The organism is Methylorubrum suomiense, from assembly GCF_022179765.1.
Classification (GTDB): Bacteria; Pseudomonadota; Alphaproteobacteria; order Rhizobiales; family Beijerinckiaceae; genus Methylobacterium; species Methylobacterium suomiense.
Map to the genome: position 1 here is coordinate 322,211 of NZ_BPRE01000002.1, position 20,084 is coordinate 342,294.

The following is a 20,084-nucleotide window of genomic DNA, read 5'->3' on the forward strand; positions in this document are numbered from 1 at the left end:
CGTCAGCCTGCCGGCGTCAGCAATGCTTTCCGCAGCACTTCGGGGAAGTTCTCCCAGACGCTTACCCGTTCGTGGAACTCGTCCCTCAAGACGATGAGGTCCCTCTCCCAATCAGATGTCCAACTCGGCCCCATCGGCGAAGGCCGCACGCTCCGTGATGAACGCGAAGCGCGCTTCCGGCTTGTTGCCCATCAGCCGTTCCACGGTGTCCCCGGTCGATTCCCGCGCCTCGTCGAGCACCGCGACGCGCAGGAGCGTGCGCTTGCGCGGGTCCATCGTGGTCTCCTTCAACTGCGCCGGCATCATCTCGCCGAGACCTTTGAAGCGGCCGATCTCGACCTTGCCGTTCTTGAACACGGTCTTGATGACCCGCTCCTTGTCGGCATCGTCGCGGGCATAGGCCGATTTGGCGCCCTGGCTGATCCGATAGAGCGGCGGGATCGCCAGATACAGGTGGCCCTTGTCGATGAGCTTGGGCATCTGCCGATAGAAGAAGGTGATCAGGAGCGAGGCGATGTGGGCGCCGTCCACGTCCGCGTCGGTCATGATGATGACCTTGTCGTAGCGAAGGTCGCCCTCGCGAAAATTCGCGCCGGTGCCGCAGCCCAGCGCCAGCGTCAGGTCCGAGATGAGCTGGTTGGCGCCGAGCTTGTCGCGGCTGGCCGAGGCTACGTTCAGGATCTTGCCCCGCAGGGGGAGCACGGCCTGCGTGGCGCGGTCGCGCGCCTGCTTGGCCGAGCCGCCGGCCGAGTCGCCCTCGACGATGAAGATCTCGGACCCCGCAGTGCCGGCCGCCGAGCAATCGGCGAGCTTGCCGGGAAGCCGCAGCTTGCGCGTGGCGGATTTGCGGGCGACCTCCTTCTCCTGGCGGCGGCGCAGGCGCTCTTCGGCCCGGTCGATCACCCAGTCGAGCAGCTTATTGGCCTGGGCCGGCGAAGCGGCGAGCCAGTGATCGAAGGCGTCGCGCACCGCCGTCTCGACGATGCGGGAAGCCTCCACCGTGGCGAGCTTGTCCTTGGTCTGTCCCTGGAATTCCGGCTCGCGGATGAAGACCGACAGCATGGAGGCACAGGTCGCCATCACGTCGTCGGTGGTCACCGCCGTCATGCGCTTGGCCTGATTCACCCGCTCGGCATGCTCGCGCAGGCCGCGCAGCAGCGCGACGCGCAGGCCCGATTCGTGGGTGCCGCCCTCCGGCGTCGGGATGGTGTTGCAGTAGGAATGCGAGACGCCGTCATCGGCCACCGTCCAGGCCACCGCCCATTCGAGCGAGCCGTGGGAGCCGGGCTTCGTCACCTTGCCGGAGAACATCGCGTCGAGGACGAGCTCTTTCCCCTCGATGTCGCGGGCGAGATAATCAGACAGGCCGCCGGGGAAGCGATGTACGGCCTCCGCCGGAACATCTTCCATGCCTTCGAGGAGAGAGGGCGCGCAGCGCCAGCGGATCTCGACGCCGCCGAAGAGATAGGCCTTGGAGCGGGCCATCTTGAACAGGCGCCGCGGGTCGAATTTCAGCGAGCCGAAGATCTGCGCGTCGGGATGGAAGCGCACCCGCGTGCCGCGCCGGTTCTGCACGCGCCCGACCGTCTCCAGCGAACCCTGCGCGTGACCGCGCGAGAAGGTCTGGCGGTAGAGGGTCTGATTGCGGGCGACTTCGACCTCCAGAACGTCGGACAGCGCGTTGACCACCGAGATGCCGACGCCGTGCAGGCCGCCGGAGGTCTCGTAGACCTTCGAATCGAACTTTCCGCCCGCGTGCAGCGTGGTCATGATGACCTCGAGCGCGGATTTGCCCGGGAATTTCGGATGCGGATCGACCGGGATGCCGCGGCCATTGTCGGTGATGACGAGAGACCCGGTCTCTTCAAGCTCGACCTCGATGAAGCTCGCATGGCCCGCGACGGCCTCGTCCATCGAATTGTCGATCACCTCGGCGAAGAGGTGGTGCAGAGCCCGCTCATCGGTGCCGCCGATATACATGCCGGGCCGGCGCCGGACCGGCTCCAGACCTTCCAGGACCTCGATCGCCGACGCGTCGTAGCCGGCCTCCGCCGTCTCCGGCACGGCTGTCGGCACCGCCGCGAGGCGACGGCGCTCCGCTTCCGCGCGCACCGGCTTGGCCTCGGACGGAGGCTTCGCACCCGGACCGAACAGATCGCGCGCCGGATCGCTCACGCGACGACTCCTCGAGTCGGGACGGAGACGGGCTGCATGGCTCTTCATACCTTCTTGATACAGGAACAAACAGGAAACAAAAAGCGTCCTGTCGGCCCTCCGGCGCCGCAGCATCGCATGCCGTCGGCGGCCCGTTCAATTCGTGGGACCGCCCATCGTAGGCCGGATCCTGTCACGACAGTGATGCAAGGGGATGGTTAAGGAGTGCCTTCGGGGCCGGAGGGAACCGATGTGCGTTGGCGCACGTTGTCCCGGAAACGTCAGCTTGACCATTGGGAGATCCGCCGATGACCGCTGCTGCGCAGGCCCGCCACCTCTCCCTCGCGCGCCTGGAACGGGTGGCCGGTCAGGCCTTCGGCTACGCGGAAGACATCGAGCCGGTGGCGCCGCGATATCTCCTCTCCGCCTCGTCGAGCATCGCGCTGGCGACCGTTGCGACGGCTCTGGCGGCGACCTTCAGCTACTTCGTCTAAGGTCTTTACCCGCGTAGTCCTAAAGTGAGGGGCGGGACGAAACGAGGCGGTTTGTTCCGAGCGCCGCTTTGGCCCTGCCTGTGGTCGTCGGAAGGTCTTCGGGTCGAACAGACCTTGCGCTGCGACCCGTCATTGGTCCCGGAAGGCGTGTCTGGATCCGTTGGACGATGGCTTGAGACGCCATTGATGGTTCGACCGAGAAGGGTCATCAACGCCATTTGGCAAGCAGGACCGAGCGCTATCCTTCGGTCCTGCCCGACCGACCCCTAGATGACGAAGAAGGCCTCGACCTTCTCGCGCAGTCCGCGGGGTGATGTCCTCAGCCTGATATTCGTCGGGACTGGCGCGGCGCGTTTCACCAGCCGCAGAAACGTCTCGTAGGCCGACCGGAGATTGTTCGAGTTCGGCTCGACATCGGCTTTGACCAAGGCGCCGGCCGCCGATTTCCAGAGTTGCGATTGCGGCCCGTGCAGGGCTTCCTCGAGCCCATGGCGATGCAGGGCCGACAAGGCGTCGGGCACGTTGTCGACGAGTTTCACGCCGAAATCCGGACGTTGCGGATCGAGCCAGACAACCACCGTTTCAGGGAAATTGTTCGACGTCACGATCGAAGCTCCCATGGCTATTCGTGTTCATGCAATGCGCATTATAACACCAAGTTGCATGCGAATGCTTTGGGTTGCCTATCGTGGTAAAGGTTCGGTAACCTTCTCCCGCATAATTATATAAGTTGAGAGGAATTAACTGCTCTCGCCTGGACGTTGTGGGTCGTTTTTCGCGACAACAGAGGCTCCGCGCCCCCCTTACGGTGAGCACGCCGGTCCAAGTCATTCTGCTCATTGCAGGAGGTTAAGCCGATGCGGCTCAGCGACAGGCTCCCGCCGCATCGGCTCGGTCGCGGGGGCCGTGGGCAGGGCGACGAACAGTCCCGGTTCGATCGTGTGAACCGTGACGGCGACGCAGCGACGCTCGCGACGGAAGCCTTACTTATCCTTCAGCACATCGATCGGGTTCGTGCGCTGGGCGGGCGAGGGCTCTCGGGTCAGCCCCGTGCCGCTACGTCCCTCGACAGGCGCGCGGCCGCCACCGACGGCACTCTCCGCACCTTGATCCTTGCCCTGCGACGGCACGGTACCGCTCGCGAGCTCGAGGCAGGTCACCAGCTCGACATAGGAGGGCGATCCGCCCGCCTTGAATTGTTGTGAGCACTGAGTCTTGGCGGCTTCGGGGAACTTGCCCCAGTTCTTCTTCAACTCGTCATGGGCGCCGCGTTCGGAGCGGAGGCAGCCATCGAGGCTCGCATTCTCGCTGATGCTCACCTGCGCCCGCTGAGCCGACTTGCAGGTGGATTCGACGTCGAGCCGGGGCGGCCCATCCTCCGCAAGAGCCGGCCCGGACAGCACGGCGAAACCTAGGGCGGCGAGAAGGATGCGTGTCGTCATGACGGCTCGTGCGAGGTTCGCGGGAGGGCAGGTCGTTCGCAACGACAACGCACCGGAAGCGACGTCGGACGTGGCCGAGCGCAAAAATCCCGCCGCTATCGTCAGGACGAAGCCGCGCCGTGCAGCGCCTCGTCGAGATCGCGAAACAGGTCTTCCGGATCCTCGATCCCCACCGAGAGGCGCAGCAGGTCGGGCGGGCAGGGGGTGCCGGTGCCCTCGACCGAGGCGCGGTGTTCGATCAGGCTCTCGACGCCGCCGAGTGAGGTCGCCCTTTTCCACAATCGTACCCGCGCCGCGGTCGCGATCGCTGCGGCCTCACCGCCAGCGACGCGGATCGACAGCATGAAGCCGAAGCCTCCCTGCATCTGCCGCGCCGCCACCGCGTGGCCCGGATGGTCCGCAAGGCCGGGATAGAGCACGGTTCCCACCAAGGGATGACCCGACAGGCGCTCGGCGAGATGCAGCGCTCCGGCGCTCTGGGCGCTCACCCGGAGGGGAAGGGTGCGCAGGCCCCGCATCAGCAGATAGGCCTCGAACGGGCCGAGGATCGCCCCCCATGTCGCCCGGATGGCGATCAGGCGCTCCCAGAAGGCATCGGGCCGCGCGGCGGCCAGCACCCCGGCCACCACGTCCGAATGACCGTTCAGGATCTTGGTGGCCGAATGCATCACGAGGTCGGCCCCGTGCTCCAGCGGCCGGGTGAGGATCGGACTCGACGCGGTGGAATCGACGACGAGCCGCGCACTGGCCGCATGCGCCAGCTCCGCGATAGCGGCGAGGTCGACGATGGTGCAGAGCGGGTTGCCCGGGGTCTCGGCCCAGACAAGGCGGGTGCGGCCGGGTACGAAAGCGGCGCGGACGGCGTCGCGATTGTCCATCGCCACGAAATCGACCGTGAGGCCGAGCCGGGGCGCTTCCTGCCGCAGCCAGCGCTTCAGGCCCCAATACATCACCTCCGGCGCGATCACGTGGTCGCCCGGAGCGAGCGCACTGAACACCGCCGCCGCCGCCGCCATGCCGGAGCCGAACAACAGCGCGCCGGCCTCCGCCCCTTCCAGCGCGGCGATGACGCCTTCGGCCTCGCGGATCGTGGCGTTGTCGGGCCGGGCATAGGAGAAGCCCGAACGGTAGCCGTTGTCGGCGTCGCGGAGATAGGTGGTCGAGAGGTGGAGCGGCGGCACCACCGCGCGGGTCACGGGATCGATATGCCCCATTGCCTGCGCGGCGAGCGTGCGCTGTGACCAGTCGGCGACGTTCAACGCACCGCGTGCATGTCCCGCATCCGGATCGGTCTCGGGCGCGTTGGTCCGGCTCATGGCATCCTCGTCCGGTGCGGCTGGTTGGGGAATCCGTGCCTGCCGCCTTGAGGGAAACCCCGCTTCCGGGCAAGGCAGATCATCGATGGACGGAGCATCGCACGGCGCATGACCACCCTTGAGGTTCCCGAGCGGCCGGCCCTGCCGCCGCTGCCCCGCATCGCTGCCGCGATCCTGCCGGTGGTGCTGACCGCGGCGATCGGCTCGTTGGCCACCGGCTCGAATATCGAGACGTGGTACGAGACGATCCGGAAGCCCGCCTTCAACCCGCCGAACTGGCTGTTCCCAGTGGCGTGGACGGTGCTCTACGCGATGATCGCCGTCTCGCTCTGGCGGCTCCTCGGGGCGCGGCCAGTGGTGGGGCCGTCGCGGCGGGCCTGGTGGCTGACGCTCGCCGCGTTCGGGGGCCAACTCGCCCTCAACGCCGCCTGGACCCCGATCTTTTTCGCTGCCCACGAACTCGGGCTCGCCCTCGTCGTGGCGCTGGCGATGCTCGCCATGATCCTCTGGACGATCCGCCTCTCCTGGCGGTTCGACCGTGCCGCCGCCCTGCTGCTCGTGCCCTACGCCGCCTGGGTCAGCTTCGCCTGCCTGTTGAACGGCGTCATCTGGCAGATGAACTGACGGGTCAGGCCGCCAGCGCCCGCGACACCGTGGAGCGCAGATCGGCGAGCGAGAACGGCTTGGTCAGCACGTCGGTGACGATGGCGTCCAGGCCGCGGGCGCGCTCACGCTGGTCGGCGAAGCCGGTCATCAGCAGGATCGTCAGATCGGGGTAGTCGCGCTTGGCCGCGAGCGCCAGGGCAATGCCGTCCATCAGCGGCATACGGATATCGGTGAGCATCAGGTCGAACCCGCCGCCCGCCTCACTCAGGCGATCGAGACCGTCGCTTCCGTCGATGGCAGTCACGACGGAATGACCGTCGAGCTCGAGACCCCTTTTGAGGAAGCCGCGCAGCGTGTCCTCGTCATCCACGAGTAGGATGCGCGCCATGATCGGCTGTCCTCTGCCCTTCCTCGGATCGTCGTCGCGTTTCCCGACTGATCAAGCGCGACCGTGGCCTGTCAAGCCCTTGCACGCGTTCAGGTTCCCTCCGCATCCCTTATGAGCGGAAGTGTCGCTGATTTGTCGGGATAATTCAGACGTCGTCAGGCGCCGCCGAAGAGATCCGGATCGGTGCTCTCGTAATCGACCAGTCCGACGAAGGGGAGTTGGCGGAAGGCATGGGCCGCGTCCATGCCGTAGCCCACCACGAATACATCGGGGCAGGTGAAACCGACGAAATCCGCGTCGATCGTCACCGCTCGCTTGCCGGGCTTCTCCAGCAGCACCGCGGTAAGGACCCGACGGGCCCCGCGGGCCATCAGCAGATCCTTGGCGAAGACGATCGTGCGGCCCGATTCGAGGATGTCGTCGACGAGGAGGACGTCGCGGCCGCGCACCTCGCTCTGCACATCGCGCAGGATCTCGACCTGCCCCGACGAGACGGTGGAGGTGCGATAGCTCGACAGGTGCACGAACTCGACCTGCGGCGACAAACCGGCCCGGTGCAGCGCCCGCAGCAGGTCGGCGGCGAACATGAAGCTGCCCTTGAGCACGGCCACGACCAGCAGATTGTCGGGCTTGGCCGCGACGATATCGCTCGCGAGCTCATCGTTCCTCTGGGCGATCGTAGCCTCATCGAACAGGACGCGGACGCGTTTGGATGCAGTGCTCATGCGGACGGAAGAACCTGGGACGCTTGCGGCTGCCGCGGATGGGCGACGTTGCAGAGCAACATAGCATGTGTGGCCCGCTCCGCCACATTCCGGTTCGGTCAGTGATCCGCGGTGGGGGCTGCCGCACTCGCTTCGGCGAAGTGCACCTCGACGCTTCGGCCCTGCGCCGGAGGCGCCGACAGGCTCGCCTTGAAGCGGGCGCGCTCGCCGGGCTCCAGGGCGACGCGGGGGCCGGGGACCGTCCAGCGATAGAGCGATTGTCCGTGCTCGTCGCGAATCTCGACTTCGACCGGCGGGACCGCGACGCGGGTGCGGGCCACGGCGACGAGATCACCCTCCACCACGAGCTGGGCCGGATTGGCGCCGTCGGCCGCGGTCTGGAAGGTGGCGACATCCGAGAAATCGATGCCGCGCAGGTTCACCGCCAAGCCGATACCGGCATAGAGCGCCGCCGTCTGAGGCATGGCCCGCACCACCGTCGCTCGCCCGAGGAGCGCCAGCGGCAGCAGCGCGGCAACGGCCAGACCCGCCGCTAGCGCGGGCGAGAGTCGGCGTGGGCCCGCGGGTCTCGCCGGGCGTGAGGGCTTCGGTGGCGGGCGTCGGCGCGGTGCCGGCTCCTCGGCTCGCGCCGCGTCGGCGGGTGGCTCGGGAGCGGGCTGTTCGGCGACCGTAGCCGGTTCGACGGATTCGGCTGCGGGCGACAACTCGGCCAGTATCGCAGCGGCGACGTCGTCGGGACCGATGAACCACGTCTCGCGGCACGCGGCGCAGCGGACGGAGCGGCCGGATGCGCCGACCCGATCGGTATCGATGCGGTACTCGCTGGCGCAGGCCGGGCAGACGATCAGCATGGGATAACGCTCGAGGCCGGGGCGGCGGGTTGCCGCGCGCTCGAAAAGGACACAAACGTTCTCCCCCAGTAGGGTTAACCGGCCATGAAGCCGATTTGGGGCACCCCGCCTCGTCCGTCCCGGGCGAACCATCTCGGGACGATCCGTGACAACATTCGGTGGAGCGTGCGCGCCTTGTCGGCTGGGAAGAACACGGGCAGCCTGCTGTCCGGCGCGGAGGAGCCCGTCGTCCGGTTCGAGAGTGTCGGCATGCGCTACGGTCTCGGACCGGAGGTGCTCTCCGATGTGAGCTTCGAGATCGCCCCCCATTCCTTCCAGTTTCTCACCGGTCCATCGGGCGCGGGCAAGACCACGCTCCTGCGGCTGATCCTGCTCTCGGTGAAGCCGACCCGGGGCCTCGTCTCGGTCTTCGGCGAGGAAGTGAGCGGCATCTCGAACGAAGCCCTGACCGGTCTTCGGCGCCGGATGGGTGTGGTCTTCCAGGATTTTCGCCTGCTCGATCACCTGACCACCTACGAGAATGTGGCTTTGCCCCTGCGGGTGCAGGAGCGGGCCGAGGCGAGCTACCGGGCCGAGGTCGTCGAATTGCTGCGCTGGGTGGGACTCGGCGAGCGCATGCATGTGCTGCCGCCGCTCCTGTCGGGCGGTGAGAAGCAGCGCGCCGCCATCGCCCGTGCGCTGATCGCCCGGCCCGAGCTGCTGCTCGCCGACGAACCGACCGGCAACGTCGATCCGAGCCTTGCCCGCCGCCTCCTTCGCCTGTTCATGGAGTTGAATCGGCTGGGCACCTCGGTGCTGATAGCCACCCACGATTACGGCCTGATGGACCTCGTCGATGCGCGCCGCATGGTGCTCGGCGAGGGCCGCCTGCGGATCGAGAACTGATGAACGAGGCCCGCCCCCCCGCGTCCTCGCGCCCGGCCGAGGCCGCCGAGCCCCCGTTGCCGGCGAATCTCCGGCGCAACGCTCCCCTGGTGCCGACCGATTCCGCGGCGAGTCGTGCGCTCGCCGCCGTCATCGCCATCCTGACCTTCCTCGCCGCCCTCTGCGCGGGAGCCGCCGAGATCGCCGTTTCGAGTGCGGGGCAGTGGCAGGGCAGCGTCGCCCAGGAGGTGACAATTCAGGTCCGTCCGAGCGCCGGCCGCGACATCGAGGCGGATGTGAAGCGCGCCGAGGCGATCGCCCGCGCCCATACAGGCATCGTCGGCGCCCGCGTTTTCTCCAAGACGGAGTCCGAGCGGCTGCTCGAGCCCTGGCTCGGCAGCGGGCTCGACCTGTCGGATCTGCCGGTGCCGCGCCTGATCGCGCTGACGCTTCCGCCGGATGCGCGTCCCGACCTCGCGACACTGAGGAGCGCGCTGACCGAGGCTCTGCCCGGCGTGGCGAGCCTCGACGACCATGCTCTCTGGCTTCAACGACTGTCCGTCATGGCCAACACGCTGGCGGGGATCGGCATCGGCGTCGTCGCCCTGGTGTTGATCGCCACCGGTCTCGCCGTCGTTTTCGCCACCCGCGGCGCCATGGCCGGAAATCGAGAGGTGGTCGAGGTGCTGCACTTCGTCGGCGCCGACGATGCCTATATCGCCAAGGCTTTCCAGAGCCGCTTCTTTCGCCTGGGCCTTCGTGGCGGTGCGCTCGGGGCGGGCGCGGCGCTTCTCGTCTGCGGGGCGGCCGGACTCGCGGCCCGCATGTGGCGCTCCGGCCCGGCGGGAGAGGAGATCGCGGCCCTGTTCGGCACGTTCCAGATCGGTTGGCAGGGCTACGCCGTCATCGTGATGATCGGTGCCATCGCGTCCGTCGTCACCGCGCTCGTCTCGCGGGTGACGGTGCGGCACTTCCTGCGCTGATCAGACCGATGGCATTAACCTTTCGTCAAGCATTGAGGGTCGAATCTCCGTCACCGTGATACCGCAATGAGACGTTGTCCTATCGCCCATGTCCGCGCGAACGCCACGTCCGACGTCGGCCGACGCCCTGGTCCTGAAACCCCGGGACGCTCTCGGCTGGTCTTGGTCGCCGCCAGCGCCGGCCGCGAAGCGGATGTCTGACGCGCGCAAACCGGCTTGGCGCCGTGTCCTCCTGCGGCTGACACTGGGGCTCGGTTTTCTGGGCGCGCTGGCACTCACCGGCGGCTTTCTCGCCTTCGTCACCGCGATCGAACGGGCCGAACGCCCACCGACCGGCCGGGCCGACGCCATCGTCGTCATGACCGGTGGATCTCAACGCATCGGCGATGCCATCGATCTGCTGGCGAGCGGCCACGGCCGACGGCTGCTGATCTCCGGGGTCAACGAGCGCACCAGTCGCGACGAGATCGCCCGCCTCAATCCGAACCAGCAGCACTGGATCGATTGCTGCATCGATCTCGACTACCGGGCGCGCAACACCATCGGCAACGCGATCGAGACACGGCGCTGGATGCGACGTCACCGCTTCGGCAGCATCGCCGTGGTGACCTCGAACTACCACATGCCGCGCACCCTGGTGGAACTGCACCATGCGCTCGACGAGGATGAGACGGTCATCCCCTATCCCGTCGTGTCCGACGGCTTCGACATCTCGCGCTGGTGGGCCGACCCGGCCGCAGCTCGGCTCGTCGGGGCCGAGTATCTGAAGTTCCTGGTCGCTTGGCTGCGCACGAAGGTCGAGTCCGACCCGGAGCAATCGCATTTCGCGGTGCTGGTCGGCCGCCGCAAGCCGGTCAAGATGGTGGCCGAGCACCTGATGCGTGAGACGAACTGAACTCGTCGTCGTTGCGCGAATACCGGATCGAGCGGCTCGCCCGCGGCATGGGCAGGACACCGCCGGTTCACATTGCCAGGTCTCGGCGGGGCCCTCTCGTCGCGGCGACCGAACGGGCCCAACCGATCGTCAGCTGAGCGCCTCACGAAACGCCCTCAGGTTCGAGCGCATCATGTCCAGATAGGTCGGCGCCGTGCTGGTCGGACCACTGAGAGCGTCCGAGAACAATCGGCCGCCGACCTTGGCGCCGCTCTCACGGGCGATCTGCTGCATCAGGCGTGGATCGGCGATGCTCTCGACGAAGACGGCCGGAATTTTGTCACGGCGGATCTGACGAATGATGCGGGCGACGTCCTTCGGCCCGGCCTCGCTGTTGGTCGAGATGCCTTGCGGTGCCAGGAAGCGAAGACCGTAGGCCGCCGCGTAGTAGCCGAAGGAATCGTGGGTCGTGATCACGCGGCGCTGACTCTCGGGAATCTGCGACAATGCCGTGCGAATCTCGTTCTCGAGAGCGTCCAGCTGCGCGCGATAGGCTTCGGCCCGCGCAGCGTAATCCGCGGCGTGATCCGGATCGGCCTTGGCCAGGGCATCACGGATGTTGGTGACGTAGATCTTCACGTTGGCCACGCTCTGCCACGCATGCGGGTCAGGATGCTCGCCGGCTTCAGCGCCATGGGTATGATCGTGGTCGTGATCTTCACTGGCCGGGATCGTCGTGATGCCGTTCGACGCCGTGACGACCGGCGCCCTGGTGCCGGAGGCTCGGATCAGACGCTCGATCCAGCCCTCGAAGCCGAGCCCGTTGACGACCACGAGATCGGCCTCGGCCACGCGGCGCGCATCACCGGGCGCCGGGCTGTAGCCGTGTGCGTCGGCGTCCGGTCCGACGAGACTCGTCACCGCAACCCGCTCGCCGCCGACCTGAGTGACGAGATCGGCCAGGATCGAGAAGGTCGCCACCACTTTCAGCTTGGCTTCGCCGGCCGCCGCGGCAACCGGCACCAGTGCCGCCAGCACGACGAGGATCCTCAACAGCGCCCGACTCATTCCATCCACCCCCGATCAAGGTGGGTTCGCCATAATGTAACATTATCACATCGCCAAGGCGCAAAGCCCGATGTGCACGGCAATCGCGCAGAGCGGACGTCGGAACCGAAACGGCGGCGAGGGCTCGGAGGCGGCGTGCAAATCCTGAGTCGCCGCGCCGATCGAAGTGAGCGTGGACCCTCCGAGCCCGGCACCGGTTCGGTGAACATGGACAACCTGTCATATGACGGACACGCTGCGGTGAGGCGAGCTTGTCCATTCTTGTCGGTTCGGGGGAAGGCACTGACGGGATGGAGGAGATCCATGCTAAAACGTAGGTTGGTGGGCATTGTCGCCCTGGCCTTCGCCGGGATCGGTACGGCGGCTCTGGCACAGACTTTCCCTCAGCCCGGTGGACGGTCGGATCCGTTTGCCCGTGGCCATTGGCAGGGACGCTGGAATGCCTTGTCGCCCGAGGATCGGGCGGCCTTCGCCGATGCCCGTATCGCCGCCTTGCGCGCCGGTTTGAAGCTCACGCCTGACCAAGAGAAGTTGTGGCCGCCGGTGGAGGCCGCGATTCGCGATCTCGCCAAGCAGCGCGACGCGCAACGAGCGGCCCGACGCGAGCGCGGACGCATGGTGGACGACGCTCCGGGGACCCTGCGCGGCATGGCCGACGCGGCTACGGCCCGCGGCGAGGCGCTCCGCAAGCTGGCCGATGCCACCGCGCCGCTCTTCGCCACCCTCGACGACAGCCAGAAGCGTCGCGCCATGGTGCTGGCCCGGCCTCTCCGACCCGGCGGCGAGGGCCGCGGCTGGCATCACCGCCACGGTCATGACCGCGACTAGGTCGCACCGCGCTTGATCCGCAGCCGCTGCGGCGGCAAACACCGCGGGGAGTCGGGCGAACGCCCCGCGGACACGATACGGATCGAAATGGCGCGCCGGCCGCTCCTGAGGGGCGACACCCTTCCCCTGCTCGGCCGGGTCTGGCGCGAATGGCTCTCCCCGCATCGCGGCACGCTCGCCGTCGTGCTGGTGCTGATCGCCTTGGTCGGCGCAGCCACCGGTCTCTACCCGGTCCTCATCAAGGCGGCCTTCGACGCATTCGACCACAAGGACGCATCGGGCTTGGCCTATGGTCCCCTCGTCGTCATCGCGGTGACGTCGGTGCGCGGGTTCGCCCTGTTCGGCCAGACCGTGCTGACGAACCGGGTCGTCACGCGGGTGGAGGCGGACATGCAGGCCGCCCTCTACGCCCATCTGATCGACGCCGATCTGGCGCAGTTGGGCCGAGAGAGTCCCGCCGCCTTCACCCAGCGCTTCACCACCGACTTCGCCTTCATCAAGGAGGCGCTCACCCGTATCTCGACCGTGCTCCTGCGCGATCTCGCCATGCTGATCGCGCTGGTGATCGCGCTGGTCTGGATGGACCCGCTGCTAACGCTCGCGGCCGCCGTCACCGTGCCCTTCGTCGCCGGGCCGATCGGCAAGGTCGGCAAGAAGCTGCGCCGGGTTTCGACCACGACCCAGGAACAGATGGGCCGAACCGCCAGCCTCATCACCGAAAGTCTTCAGGGTGCGCGCGTGGCCAAGACCTATGCGCTTGAAGGCTATCTCAAGGACCGTGCGGCGGGCGCCCTCGACGAGGTACGCCGCCTCAAGATGAAGGCCGCCAATGCCCGCGGACGGCTCGACCCGCTGCTCGAAGTCGGCGGCGGCGTCGCCGTCGCCGGCGTGCTGGTGCTCGTCGGTCAGCGGGTCATGTCGGGGGACCGGACGGTCGGCGATTTCACCGGCTACGTGACCGCGCTGCTCCTCGCGGCGCAGCCGGCACGGGCCCTCGGCACCCTCAACGCGATCCTTCAGGAAGCGGCGGCCGCGCTCAGCCGCTACTTCGCCCTGATGGACGAGGCGCCCACGATCCGTGAGAAGCCCGACGCGAAGCCGCTGACCGTCACCCACGGCGAGATCCGCTTCGAGGCCGTGCAGTTCCGCTATCGGGCGGACGCCCCGGCGCTGGAGGGTATCGATCTCGTCGTCCCCGCCGGTGATACCACGGCTTTGGTCGGGCGCTCGGGCTCCGGCAAATCCTCGCTCCTCAACCTCGTGCCGCGGCTCCACGACGTCAGTGCCGGCCGGGTGCTGATCGACGGGGTCGATCTGCGCGACGTGACGCTGGCCTCGCTTCGGGCCAATGTCGCCGTGGTGTCGCAAGAGGTGGTGCTGTTCGATGACACGATCGCGGCCAATATCGGCTTCGGTCGTCCCAACGCTTCCCAGGCGGAGATCGAGGCCGCCGCCCGTGCCGCCGCGGCTCACGGTTTCATCGAGCGGCTGACCGAGGGCTACGCGTTCCGCGTCGGTCCGGGCGGGGGGCGTCTGTCCGGCGGGGAGCGCCAGCGCATCTCCCTGGCCCGCGCCTTTCTCAAGGACGCGCCGATCCTGCTCCTCGACGAGGCGACCTCGGCGCTCGATTCGGAGTCGGAGCATCTGGTGCAGGAGGCGTTGGAACGCCTGATGCGGGGCCGCACCACCCTCGTCATCGCCCATCGTCTCTCGACCGTGCGGGAGGCGGGCCGCATTGCCGTGTTGGAAGCGGGCCGCGTGGTCGAGATCGGCCGACACCGAGATCTGGTCGCGGCCGGCGGCGCCTATGCGCGGCTCCACCGGCTGCAATTGTCGGACGACACGGGTCACGACCCGCACGACGCGGCGTCGGCCTGAACCGCTCAGGCGTAAGACGACTGGGCCCGGCAGGTTTCCGGTCGCAGAAAATGATGCCGCCTCTGCCACCGGCCGGAGTCTCGCGCGTATCCCTCGCGGACGAGGACACGCTGCATGACATCGGAACTCTTCGGACGGACCGCCGCAGGCGAACCGGTGACGCGCCATGCGCTCACCCGGGGGACAATGCGCGTCGAGATCATCACCTACGGCGCCGCCATCACGGCCGTCGAGGTGCCGGCGCGCGACGGGACGAGGGCGAACGTCGTGCTCGCGCTCGGCTCGGTCGAAGCCTACGAGACCCTCAGCCCGCATTTCGGTGCGGTGGCGGGCCGCTACGCCAACCGCATCGCTGGCGGGACCTTCACGATCGACGGGCATCGCTACACCCTGCCCATCAATGCGGCGCCGAACACGTTGCATGGCGGACCGAACGGGTTCGGTAAGCGCAATTGGCGCGTGGTGGCCGAGGAGCCCACCCGATTGGCGCTCGCCCGCCGCTCCCCGGACGGCGAAGAGGGTTTTCCGGGCAATCTCGACGTCGAGGTGATCTACAGCCTATTGGACGAGGGCCTTCTCCGTCTCGATTATCGGGCTTGGAGCGACCGTCCCACCATTCTGAACCTGACCAACCACAGCTACTTCAATCTCGCGGGTGAGGGCGCAGGCGACGTGTTCGACCACGAAGTCGAGATCGCCGCCGACGCCTTCACGCCGACCAACGGGACGCAGGTGCCGACCGGCGAGATCCGACCGGTCGAGGGCACGCCGTTCGACTTCCGCACACCGACACCGCTCGGCGCCCGGATCCGGACGGGCGACCCTCAGATCGTGATCGCCAAGGGCTACGACCACAATTTCGTGCTGCGCGGTCCCGTCGACACCTTGCGTCCGGCGGCACGCTGCACGCATCCGGCGAGTGGGAGACGGCTCGACATCGCCACGACGCAGCCCGGTCTGCAGCTCTATACCGGCAACAATCTCGACGGCACGCTGGTCGGTCCATCCGGACAGACCTACCGCTCCGGGGACGGCGTCTGTTTCGAGACGCAGGGATTTCCCGACGCGCCCAACCAGCCCGGTTTCCCCAGCGCGATCCTGCGACCGGGACAGCGCTTCGTGTCGAGTACGACTTATCGTTTCTCCGTGGCTTGACGAGCAGCTCAAGCGGGAAACTGCTTGACAAACAGCTGTCGAATTCTGACATTTCAGTCATGCCAGAAATTCCGGATCGGCCGACGACATTGCCCGCTGCGGTCGAGCGCTTCGTGTTGCACTGGGGCGATCTAGGCGGGCAATGGGGCGTGAATCGCTCCGTCGCGCAGATCCATGCCCTGCTGTACCTATCCGACCGTCCGCTGGCAGCCGAGGATATCGCCGGAACGCTCGGCATCGCCCGTTCGAACGTCTCGACCTCTCTCAAGGAATTGGCTGGCTGGAACTTGATACGGCGCGTGCCGGTCCTGGGCGAGCGGCGCGATTTCTACGTCGCTGAGACGGATCTCTGGGAGATGGTCACGCGCATCGCCGCAGGACGGAAGGAGCGGGAAATCGATCCGGCTATCGCGGCGCTCCGTGCCTGCGTGGCCGAAGCGGAGGGCGATCCGACGGTCGGGGCGGTGGCCGGACGGCGTCTCAAGGTCATGCTGGAGTTCACCGAGACGCTCGACGGCTGGTACGCGCAGATGCTGCGGATACCCCACAACACCTTGGCCAAGCTGATCCGGCTCGGCGCCGGCATCGTTCGCTACTTGCCGGTGCGATAGACGCGAGCGACCCGCGGGGCTCAGCCCGCGAGCAGTGCCCCGGTCGGGCGGTCGGCGCCCCAAATCTTCTCGAGATTGTAGAAGCCGCGTACTTCGGGGCGGAAGATGTGGACCAGCACATCGCCCGCGTCGATGAGCACCCAATCGCAGGCCGGCAAGCCTTCGACGCGGGCATTGCCGAAACCCTGGTTCTTCATCTCTTGGATGATCTTGTCGGCGATCGAACCGACATGACGCTGCGAGCGACCTGAAGCGATGATCATCGTGTCGGCGAGCGAGGTCTTGCCGACGAGGTCGATTTCGACGGTCTCTTCCGCCTTCATCTCGTCGAGACAGCCGAGGGCAAGGGCCTTGAGGGCGCCGGACACGGCGGCCTGGGCATCGGAGCCTGCGGCTCCCTGTTGAAGCGTTGAAGTCAGTGTCTCGGTTCCCGCGCAAGGACGGCCCGTGGCGACATCGCCACCCCAATGAAATTGGCGGCTTTCGCGGAGCTTTTCAAGTTTGCAGAATGCCCTAGTGCCCCGTGTGACGGGACGGCGTCAACACGCGCGTGACGCTGAACGGGCGCGTTCGGCCCGCAGGGCTGTCGAGGAAAGCTCGGAACGGGGGCCGTGAAGGAAGACCCACGCGGGCGGTTCACGGAACGGGAGCGTCGCCGCGTCGGATTCGCGAACACGAGCGGCGGCGAGGCGATGCGCGGCACGGGCACTCAGCGGCGTCATCGTGTGACCGGGACGATCGATCACCGCGATCGGCATCAAGGTCGCAATCGCCTCGAAGTGGCGCCAGCGGTGGAAGCTCCCGAGGGAATCTGCGCCCATGATCCAGACGAAGCGGAGATTGGGACGTCGGCGGCGCAGCCAGCGCAGGAGATCGACGGTGTAGCGGCTACCGATGGCGGCCTCGAAGCCGGTCACATCAATGCGCGGATCGGTGGCGATGGCGCGCGCTTGGGCGATGCGTTCATGCAGCGGCGCCAGCTGGCCGGGATCCTTGAGCGGATTGCCGGGGCTGACGAGCCACCACACCCGGTCGAGCCGCAAACGCCGTAGGGCGGTGCGGCTGACATGGAGGTGTCCCGCATGGGCCGGGTTGAACGAACCGCCGTAGAGGCCGATCCGCAATCCCCCCGGCGCCGGGGGAGGGACGTCCGTGCGCAGCGTCGCCTGCCGTCAGTGCCGGCTCACGGGCGGGTCTGGCCGCTGCCGTGGACGCGATACTTGAAGGTCGTGAGCTGCTCGACGCCGACAGGGCCACGGGCATGCATCCGACCCGTGGCAATGCCGATCTCCGCGCCGAAACCGAACTCGCCGCCATCGGCGAATTGGGTCGAGGCGTTGTGGGCAACGATGGCCGAATCGACCTCGTTGAGGAAGCGGGTCGCCGCTTCGGTATCGTCGGTGATGATCGCATCGGTGTGGTGCGATCCATGGGCCTCGATATGGGCGATGGCGGCATCCAGCCCATCGACCACGCGGGCCGAGATGATGGCATCGAGATACTCGGTCCGCCAATCGGCGTCGTTCGCCGGCGTCACCCTCGGATCGACCGCCCGGACGGCCTCGTCGCCGCGCACGGCGCAACCGGATTCGAGCAGCGCCTCGACCAGCGGCTTCAGGTGGGTTTCGGCGACCGCTGCATCGACCAGCAGCGTCTCGGCAGCACCGCAGATGCCGGTGCGGCGCATCTTGCTGTTCAGCAGGACCGTCCGGGCCATGTCCAGATCGGCGTTTTCCGCCACGTAGACGTGGCAGATCCCGTCGAGATGGGCGAAGACCGGCACCTTGGCCTCGGACTGGACGCGCTCGACCAAGCTGCGACCACCGCGGGGCACGATCACGTCGACGCAGCCATTCAGGCCCGTCAGCATCAGGCCGACCGCCGCGCGGTCCCGCGTCGGCACCAACTGGATCGCGTCGGCGGGCAGGCCGGAGCGGGCCAGTCCCTCGCTCATCGCGCGGGCAAGGGCGGTTGCGGTCCGATGGGAATCGGAGCCCGCCCGTAGGATCGCCGCGTTTCCGGCCTTGAGGCAGAGGGCACCGGCATCCGCCGTGACGTTGGGGCGGCTCTCGAAGATCACGCCGACGACACCGAGCGGCACCGAGATCCGCTCGATCAAGAGGCCATTGGGCCGCTCGAAGGCGGCCAGCTGGCGACCGACCGGATCCGGAAGGGCCGCGACCTTCTCCACTGCATCGGCGATGGCCGTGACGCGGGCCTCGTCGAGGGTCAAACGGTCGATGATCGCGGCGGTCTGACCCGCCGCCTTGGCGGCGCTGACGTCGCGGGCATTCTCGCGCAGGATCGCCGGTGCGGCGCTCCGGATGCTCTCGGCGACAGCGCGCAGAGCCAGATCCTTGGCTTGCGCCGAGGCCAGCGCGATGCCGCGGCTCGCGGCGCGGGCGCGTCGACCGATCTCGGCCATCTGGGTCGCGAGGTCGTCGGCATCCGCAAAATCGGATTTGAGATTCAGGACCGGCACCTTCCCGCTTCCCCGATGATCATTCCATGAGGTCCATATGGATCTCGAACCGCCCCTTTGCACAACCTCAGGGGTACGAACAAGCGCGTAAGACAGATCTCAGGCACGATAGTTCATCGCGCCGCATGGCAGGGGGATGCCCAGAGTGACGGTGCGCGACCGCCTCTCAGGCCCCGGCCATGGCAAGATCGTCCCGATGAATCATTTCGGTACGGCCGGGCTGAAGCGTGTTCAGCGCGATTTCGCGGCTCGATCGTCCGATGATGGCCGCAGCTTCGGCGCTGTCGTAATTGACGAGGCCCCGGCCGAGGACACGCCCCTCCGGCCCGCGGATCAGTACGGCGTCGCCCTTGGCGAAGCGGCCCTCGACGGCGGTGACGCCGACCGGCAGAAGGCTGGCGCCGCCCTGTAGAGCCTGAGCCGCCCCCGCATCGACGACGAGCGTCCCCGACGGTTCGAGCGCTCCGGCGATCCAGGTCTTGCGCGCGGCGGTCGGGGTCGAGCCCGAGAGGAACCACGTGCAGCGCCCGCCCTCCCGGATGCTGCGCAGGGGATTCTTTCCGCGCCCGTCGGCGATGACCATGTGGGTGCCGCCGCTGGCCGCGATCTTGGCCGCCTCGACCTTCGTCCGCATCCCGCCGCGCGACAGTTCCGAGGCGGGGCCGCCGGCCATCGCCTCGATCTCGGGGGTGACGCGGTCGACCACGGGCAGATGCCGTGCCGTCGGATCGGTATGGGGCGGGGCGGTGTAGAGCCCGTCGATGTCGGAGAATAGCACCAGCACGTCGGCGCCGATCATGGTGGCGACGCGTGCCGCGAGGCGGTCATTGTCGCCGTAGCGGATCTCGATGGTCGCGACCGTGTCGTTCTCGTTGACCACGGGGACGGCGCGCACTTCCAGCAGCTTCTGCACGGTGGCGCGGGCGTTGAGATAGCGGCGGCGCTCCTCCGTATCCTTCGGCGTCACCAGCACTTGGCCCGCGATGATGCCGTGATGGCCTAGAACCTCGGTCCAGTGGCGTGCGAGCGCGATCTGCCCGACGGCGGCGGAAGCTTGGCTCTCCTCCAGGCGCAGCGGTCCCGGGGGCAGCCCCAGCACCGTGCGGCCCAGGGCGATGGCGCCGGATGAGACGACAAGGACATCGACCCCGCGGGCATGCAGGTCGGCGATGTCCTCGGCCAGGGCGGCGAGCCAGGCGTGACGCAGACGGCCCCGGGCACTGTCGACGAGCAGGGCGGAGCCGACCTTGACGACGACGCGGCGGAACTCTTCGAGGGCAGGCGGTTGAGGCACGGTCATGGCGAGGCGGTGTCGGAGATCGTGGTTCCTGTGCCCGAACCGAGCGGCCTTGACCAGACGGCCGG

The 20,084-nt window shown here is 67.7% G+C and carries 21 protein-coding genes; 9 read left to right on the forward strand and 12 right to left on the reverse strand.

Annotation, left to right across the window (positions count from 1 at the left end; genetic code table 11):
* Positions 1-111: 111 nt before the first annotated feature.
* Positions 112-2,175 carry a DNA topoisomerase IV subunit B gene (gene parE, locus MFF26_RS04885; RefSeq protein ID WP_137829067.1) on the reverse strand — a complete coding sequence of 688 codons (2,064 nt, stop codon included), beginning with the start codon at positions 2,173-2,175 and terminating at the stop codon, positions 112-114.
* Between the two features lie 287 nt (positions 2,176-2,462).
* On the opposite strand from parE, the gene MFF26_RS04890 reads away from it, so the two are divergent.
* On the forward strand, positions 2,463-2,648 hold the full coding sequence (locus MFF26_RS04890; RefSeq protein ID WP_137829068.1) for a hypothetical protein: 186 nt from the start codon (positions 2,463-2,465) through the stop codon (positions 2,646-2,648).
* A gap of 266 nt (positions 2,649-2,914) precedes the next feature.
* Here MFF26_RS04890 and MFF26_RS04895 read toward each other — a convergent pair whose 3' ends face one another.
* The 3 genes from MFF26_RS04895 to MFF26_RS04905 form a co-directional block, all read right to left on the reverse strand.
* Complete coding sequence (locus MFF26_RS04895; protein ID WP_137829069.1) at positions 2,915-3,268, reverse strand: hypothetical protein; 354 nt, start codon at positions 3,266-3,268, stop codon at positions 2,915-2,917.
* Positions 3,269-3,631: 363 nt separating this feature from the next.
* Positions 3,632-4,090: a hypothetical protein gene (locus MFF26_RS04900; protein ID WP_137829070.1), complete on the reverse strand. Its 459-nt coding sequence runs from the start codon at positions 4,088-4,090 to the stop codon at positions 3,632-3,634.
* 101 nt (positions 4,091-4,191) lie between these two features.
* Complete coding sequence (locus MFF26_RS04905; RefSeq protein WP_137829071.1) at positions 4,192-5,406, reverse strand: trans-sulfuration enzyme family protein; 1,215 nt, start codon at positions 5,404-5,406, stop codon at positions 4,192-4,194.
* 108 nt (positions 5,407-5,514) lie between these two features.
* On the opposite strand from MFF26_RS04905, the gene MFF26_RS04910 reads away from it, so the two are divergent.
* Complete coding sequence (locus MFF26_RS04910; RefSeq protein ID WP_137829072.1) at positions 5,515-6,030, forward strand: TspO/MBR family protein; 516 nt, start codon at positions 5,515-5,517, stop codon at positions 6,028-6,030.
* Positions 6,031-6,034: 4 nt separating this feature from the next.
* On the opposite strand, the gene MFF26_RS04915 is transcribed toward MFF26_RS04910, so the two are convergent.
* From MFF26_RS04915 to MFF26_RS04925, 3 genes are all read right to left on the reverse strand, one after another.
* Complete coding sequence (locus tag MFF26_RS04915; RefSeq protein ID WP_056243292.1) at positions 6,035-6,400, reverse strand: response regulator; 366 nt, start codon at positions 6,398-6,400, stop codon at positions 6,035-6,037.
* A gap of 155 nt (positions 6,401-6,555) precedes the next feature.
* The gene (gene hpt, locus MFF26_RS04920) at positions 6,556-7,125 is read right to left on the reverse strand and encodes a hypoxanthine phosphoribosyltransferase (protein WP_137829073.1); all 570 of its coding nucleotides are present in this window, start codon (positions 7,123-7,125) and stop codon (positions 6,556-6,558) included.
* Positions 7,126-7,223: 98 nt separating this feature from the next.
* Positions 7,224-7,976 (reverse strand): zinc-ribbon domain-containing protein, encoded by a 753-nt coding sequence (locus MFF26_RS04925; RefSeq protein WP_137829074.1) that lies wholly within the window; start codon positions 7,974-7,976, stop codon positions 7,224-7,226.
* A 174-nt stretch (positions 7,977-8,150) separates the two neighbouring features.
* Here MFF26_RS04925 and ftsE point away from each other — a divergent pair, with 174 nt between their 5' ends.
* The 3 genes from ftsE to MFF26_RS04940 all read left to right on the forward strand — a co-directional run bounded on the left by ftsE (position 8,151) and on the right by MFF26_RS04940 (position 10,718).
* Positions 8,151-8,861 carry a cell division ATP-binding protein FtsE gene (gene ftsE / locus MFF26_RS04930; protein ID WP_137829075.1) on the forward strand — a complete coding sequence of 237 codons (711 nt, stop codon included), beginning with the start codon at positions 8,151-8,153 and terminating at the stop codon, positions 8,859-8,861.
* On the forward strand, positions 8,861-9,823 hold the full coding sequence (locus tag MFF26_RS04935; protein WP_137829076.1) for a cell division protein FtsX: 963 nt from the start codon (positions 8,861-8,863) through the stop codon (positions 9,821-9,823). Before ftsE ends, MFF26_RS04935 begins: the two co-directional genes overlap by 1 nt.
* A gap of 193 nt (positions 9,824-10,016) precedes the next feature.
* Positions 10,017-10,718, forward strand: a complete 702-nt coding sequence (locus MFF26_RS04940) for a YdcF family protein (RefSeq protein ID WP_137829077.1) — start codon at positions 10,017-10,019, stop codon at positions 10,716-10,718.
* 129 nt (positions 10,719-10,847) lie between these two features.
* On the opposite strand, the gene MFF26_RS04945 is transcribed toward MFF26_RS04940, so the two are convergent.
* Positions 10,848-11,765 carry a metal ABC transporter substrate-binding protein gene (locus MFF26_RS04945; protein ID WP_137829078.1) on the reverse strand — a complete coding sequence of 306 codons (918 nt, stop codon included), beginning with the start codon at positions 11,763-11,765 and terminating at the stop codon, positions 10,848-10,850.
* A gap of 303 nt (positions 11,766-12,068) precedes the next feature.
* Here MFF26_RS04945 and MFF26_RS04950 point away from each other — a divergent pair, with 303 nt between their 5' ends.
* The 4 genes from MFF26_RS04950 to MFF26_RS04965 all read left to right on the forward strand — a co-directional run bounded on the left by MFF26_RS04950 (position 12,069) and on the right by MFF26_RS04965 (position 16,237).
* A complete protein-coding gene (locus tag MFF26_RS04950) occupies positions 12,069-12,593 on the forward strand; it encodes a Spy/CpxP family protein refolding chaperone (RefSeq protein WP_137829079.1) in 525 nt (174 codons plus the stop codon).
* 87 nt (positions 12,594-12,680) lie between these two features.
* The gene (locus tag MFF26_RS04955; protein WP_238307673.1) at positions 12,681-14,471 is read left to right on the forward strand and encodes an ABC transporter ATP-binding protein; all 1,791 of its coding nucleotides are present in this window, start codon (positions 12,681-12,683) and stop codon (positions 14,469-14,471) included.
* 114 nt (positions 14,472-14,585) lie between these two features.
* Positions 14,586-15,626, forward strand: coding sequence for an aldose epimerase family protein (locus tag MFF26_RS04960; RefSeq protein WP_137829081.1), 1,041 nt, complete (start codon positions 14,586-14,588; stop codon positions 15,624-15,626).
* A 59-nt stretch (positions 15,627-15,685) separates the two neighbouring features.
* Complete coding sequence (locus MFF26_RS04965) at positions 15,686-16,237, forward strand: GbsR/MarR family transcriptional regulator (RefSeq protein WP_137829082.1); 552 nt, start codon at positions 15,686-15,688, stop codon at positions 16,235-16,237.
* Between the two features lie 20 nt (positions 16,238-16,257).
* On the opposite strand, the gene rsfS is transcribed toward MFF26_RS04965, so the two are convergent.
* The 4 genes from rsfS to proB all read right to left on the reverse strand — a co-directional run bounded on the left by rsfS (position 16,258) and on the right by proB (position 20,019).
* Complete coding sequence (gene rsfS / locus MFF26_RS04970) at positions 16,258-16,560, reverse strand: ribosome silencing factor (RefSeq protein WP_308447731.1); 303 nt, start codon at positions 16,558-16,560, stop codon at positions 16,258-16,260.
* Positions 16,561-16,776: 216 nt separating this feature from the next.
* Positions 16,777-17,361 (reverse strand): nicotinate-nucleotide adenylyltransferase, encoded by a 585-nt coding sequence (locus tag MFF26_RS04975; protein WP_137829084.1) that lies wholly within the window; start codon positions 17,359-17,361, stop codon positions 16,777-16,779.
* A gap of 59 nt (positions 17,362-17,420) precedes the next feature.
* A complete protein-coding gene (locus tag MFF26_RS04980) occupies positions 17,421-18,719 on the reverse strand; it encodes a glutamate-5-semialdehyde dehydrogenase (RefSeq protein WP_137829085.1) in 1,299 nt (432 codons plus the stop codon).
* Between the two features lie 166 nt (positions 18,720-18,885).
* Positions 18,886-20,019 (reverse strand): glutamate 5-kinase, encoded by a 1,134-nt coding sequence (proB, locus tag MFF26_RS04985; RefSeq protein ID WP_137829148.1) that lies wholly within the window; start codon positions 20,017-20,019, stop codon positions 18,886-18,888.
* Between the last annotated feature and the right edge of the window lie 65 nt (positions 20,020-20,084).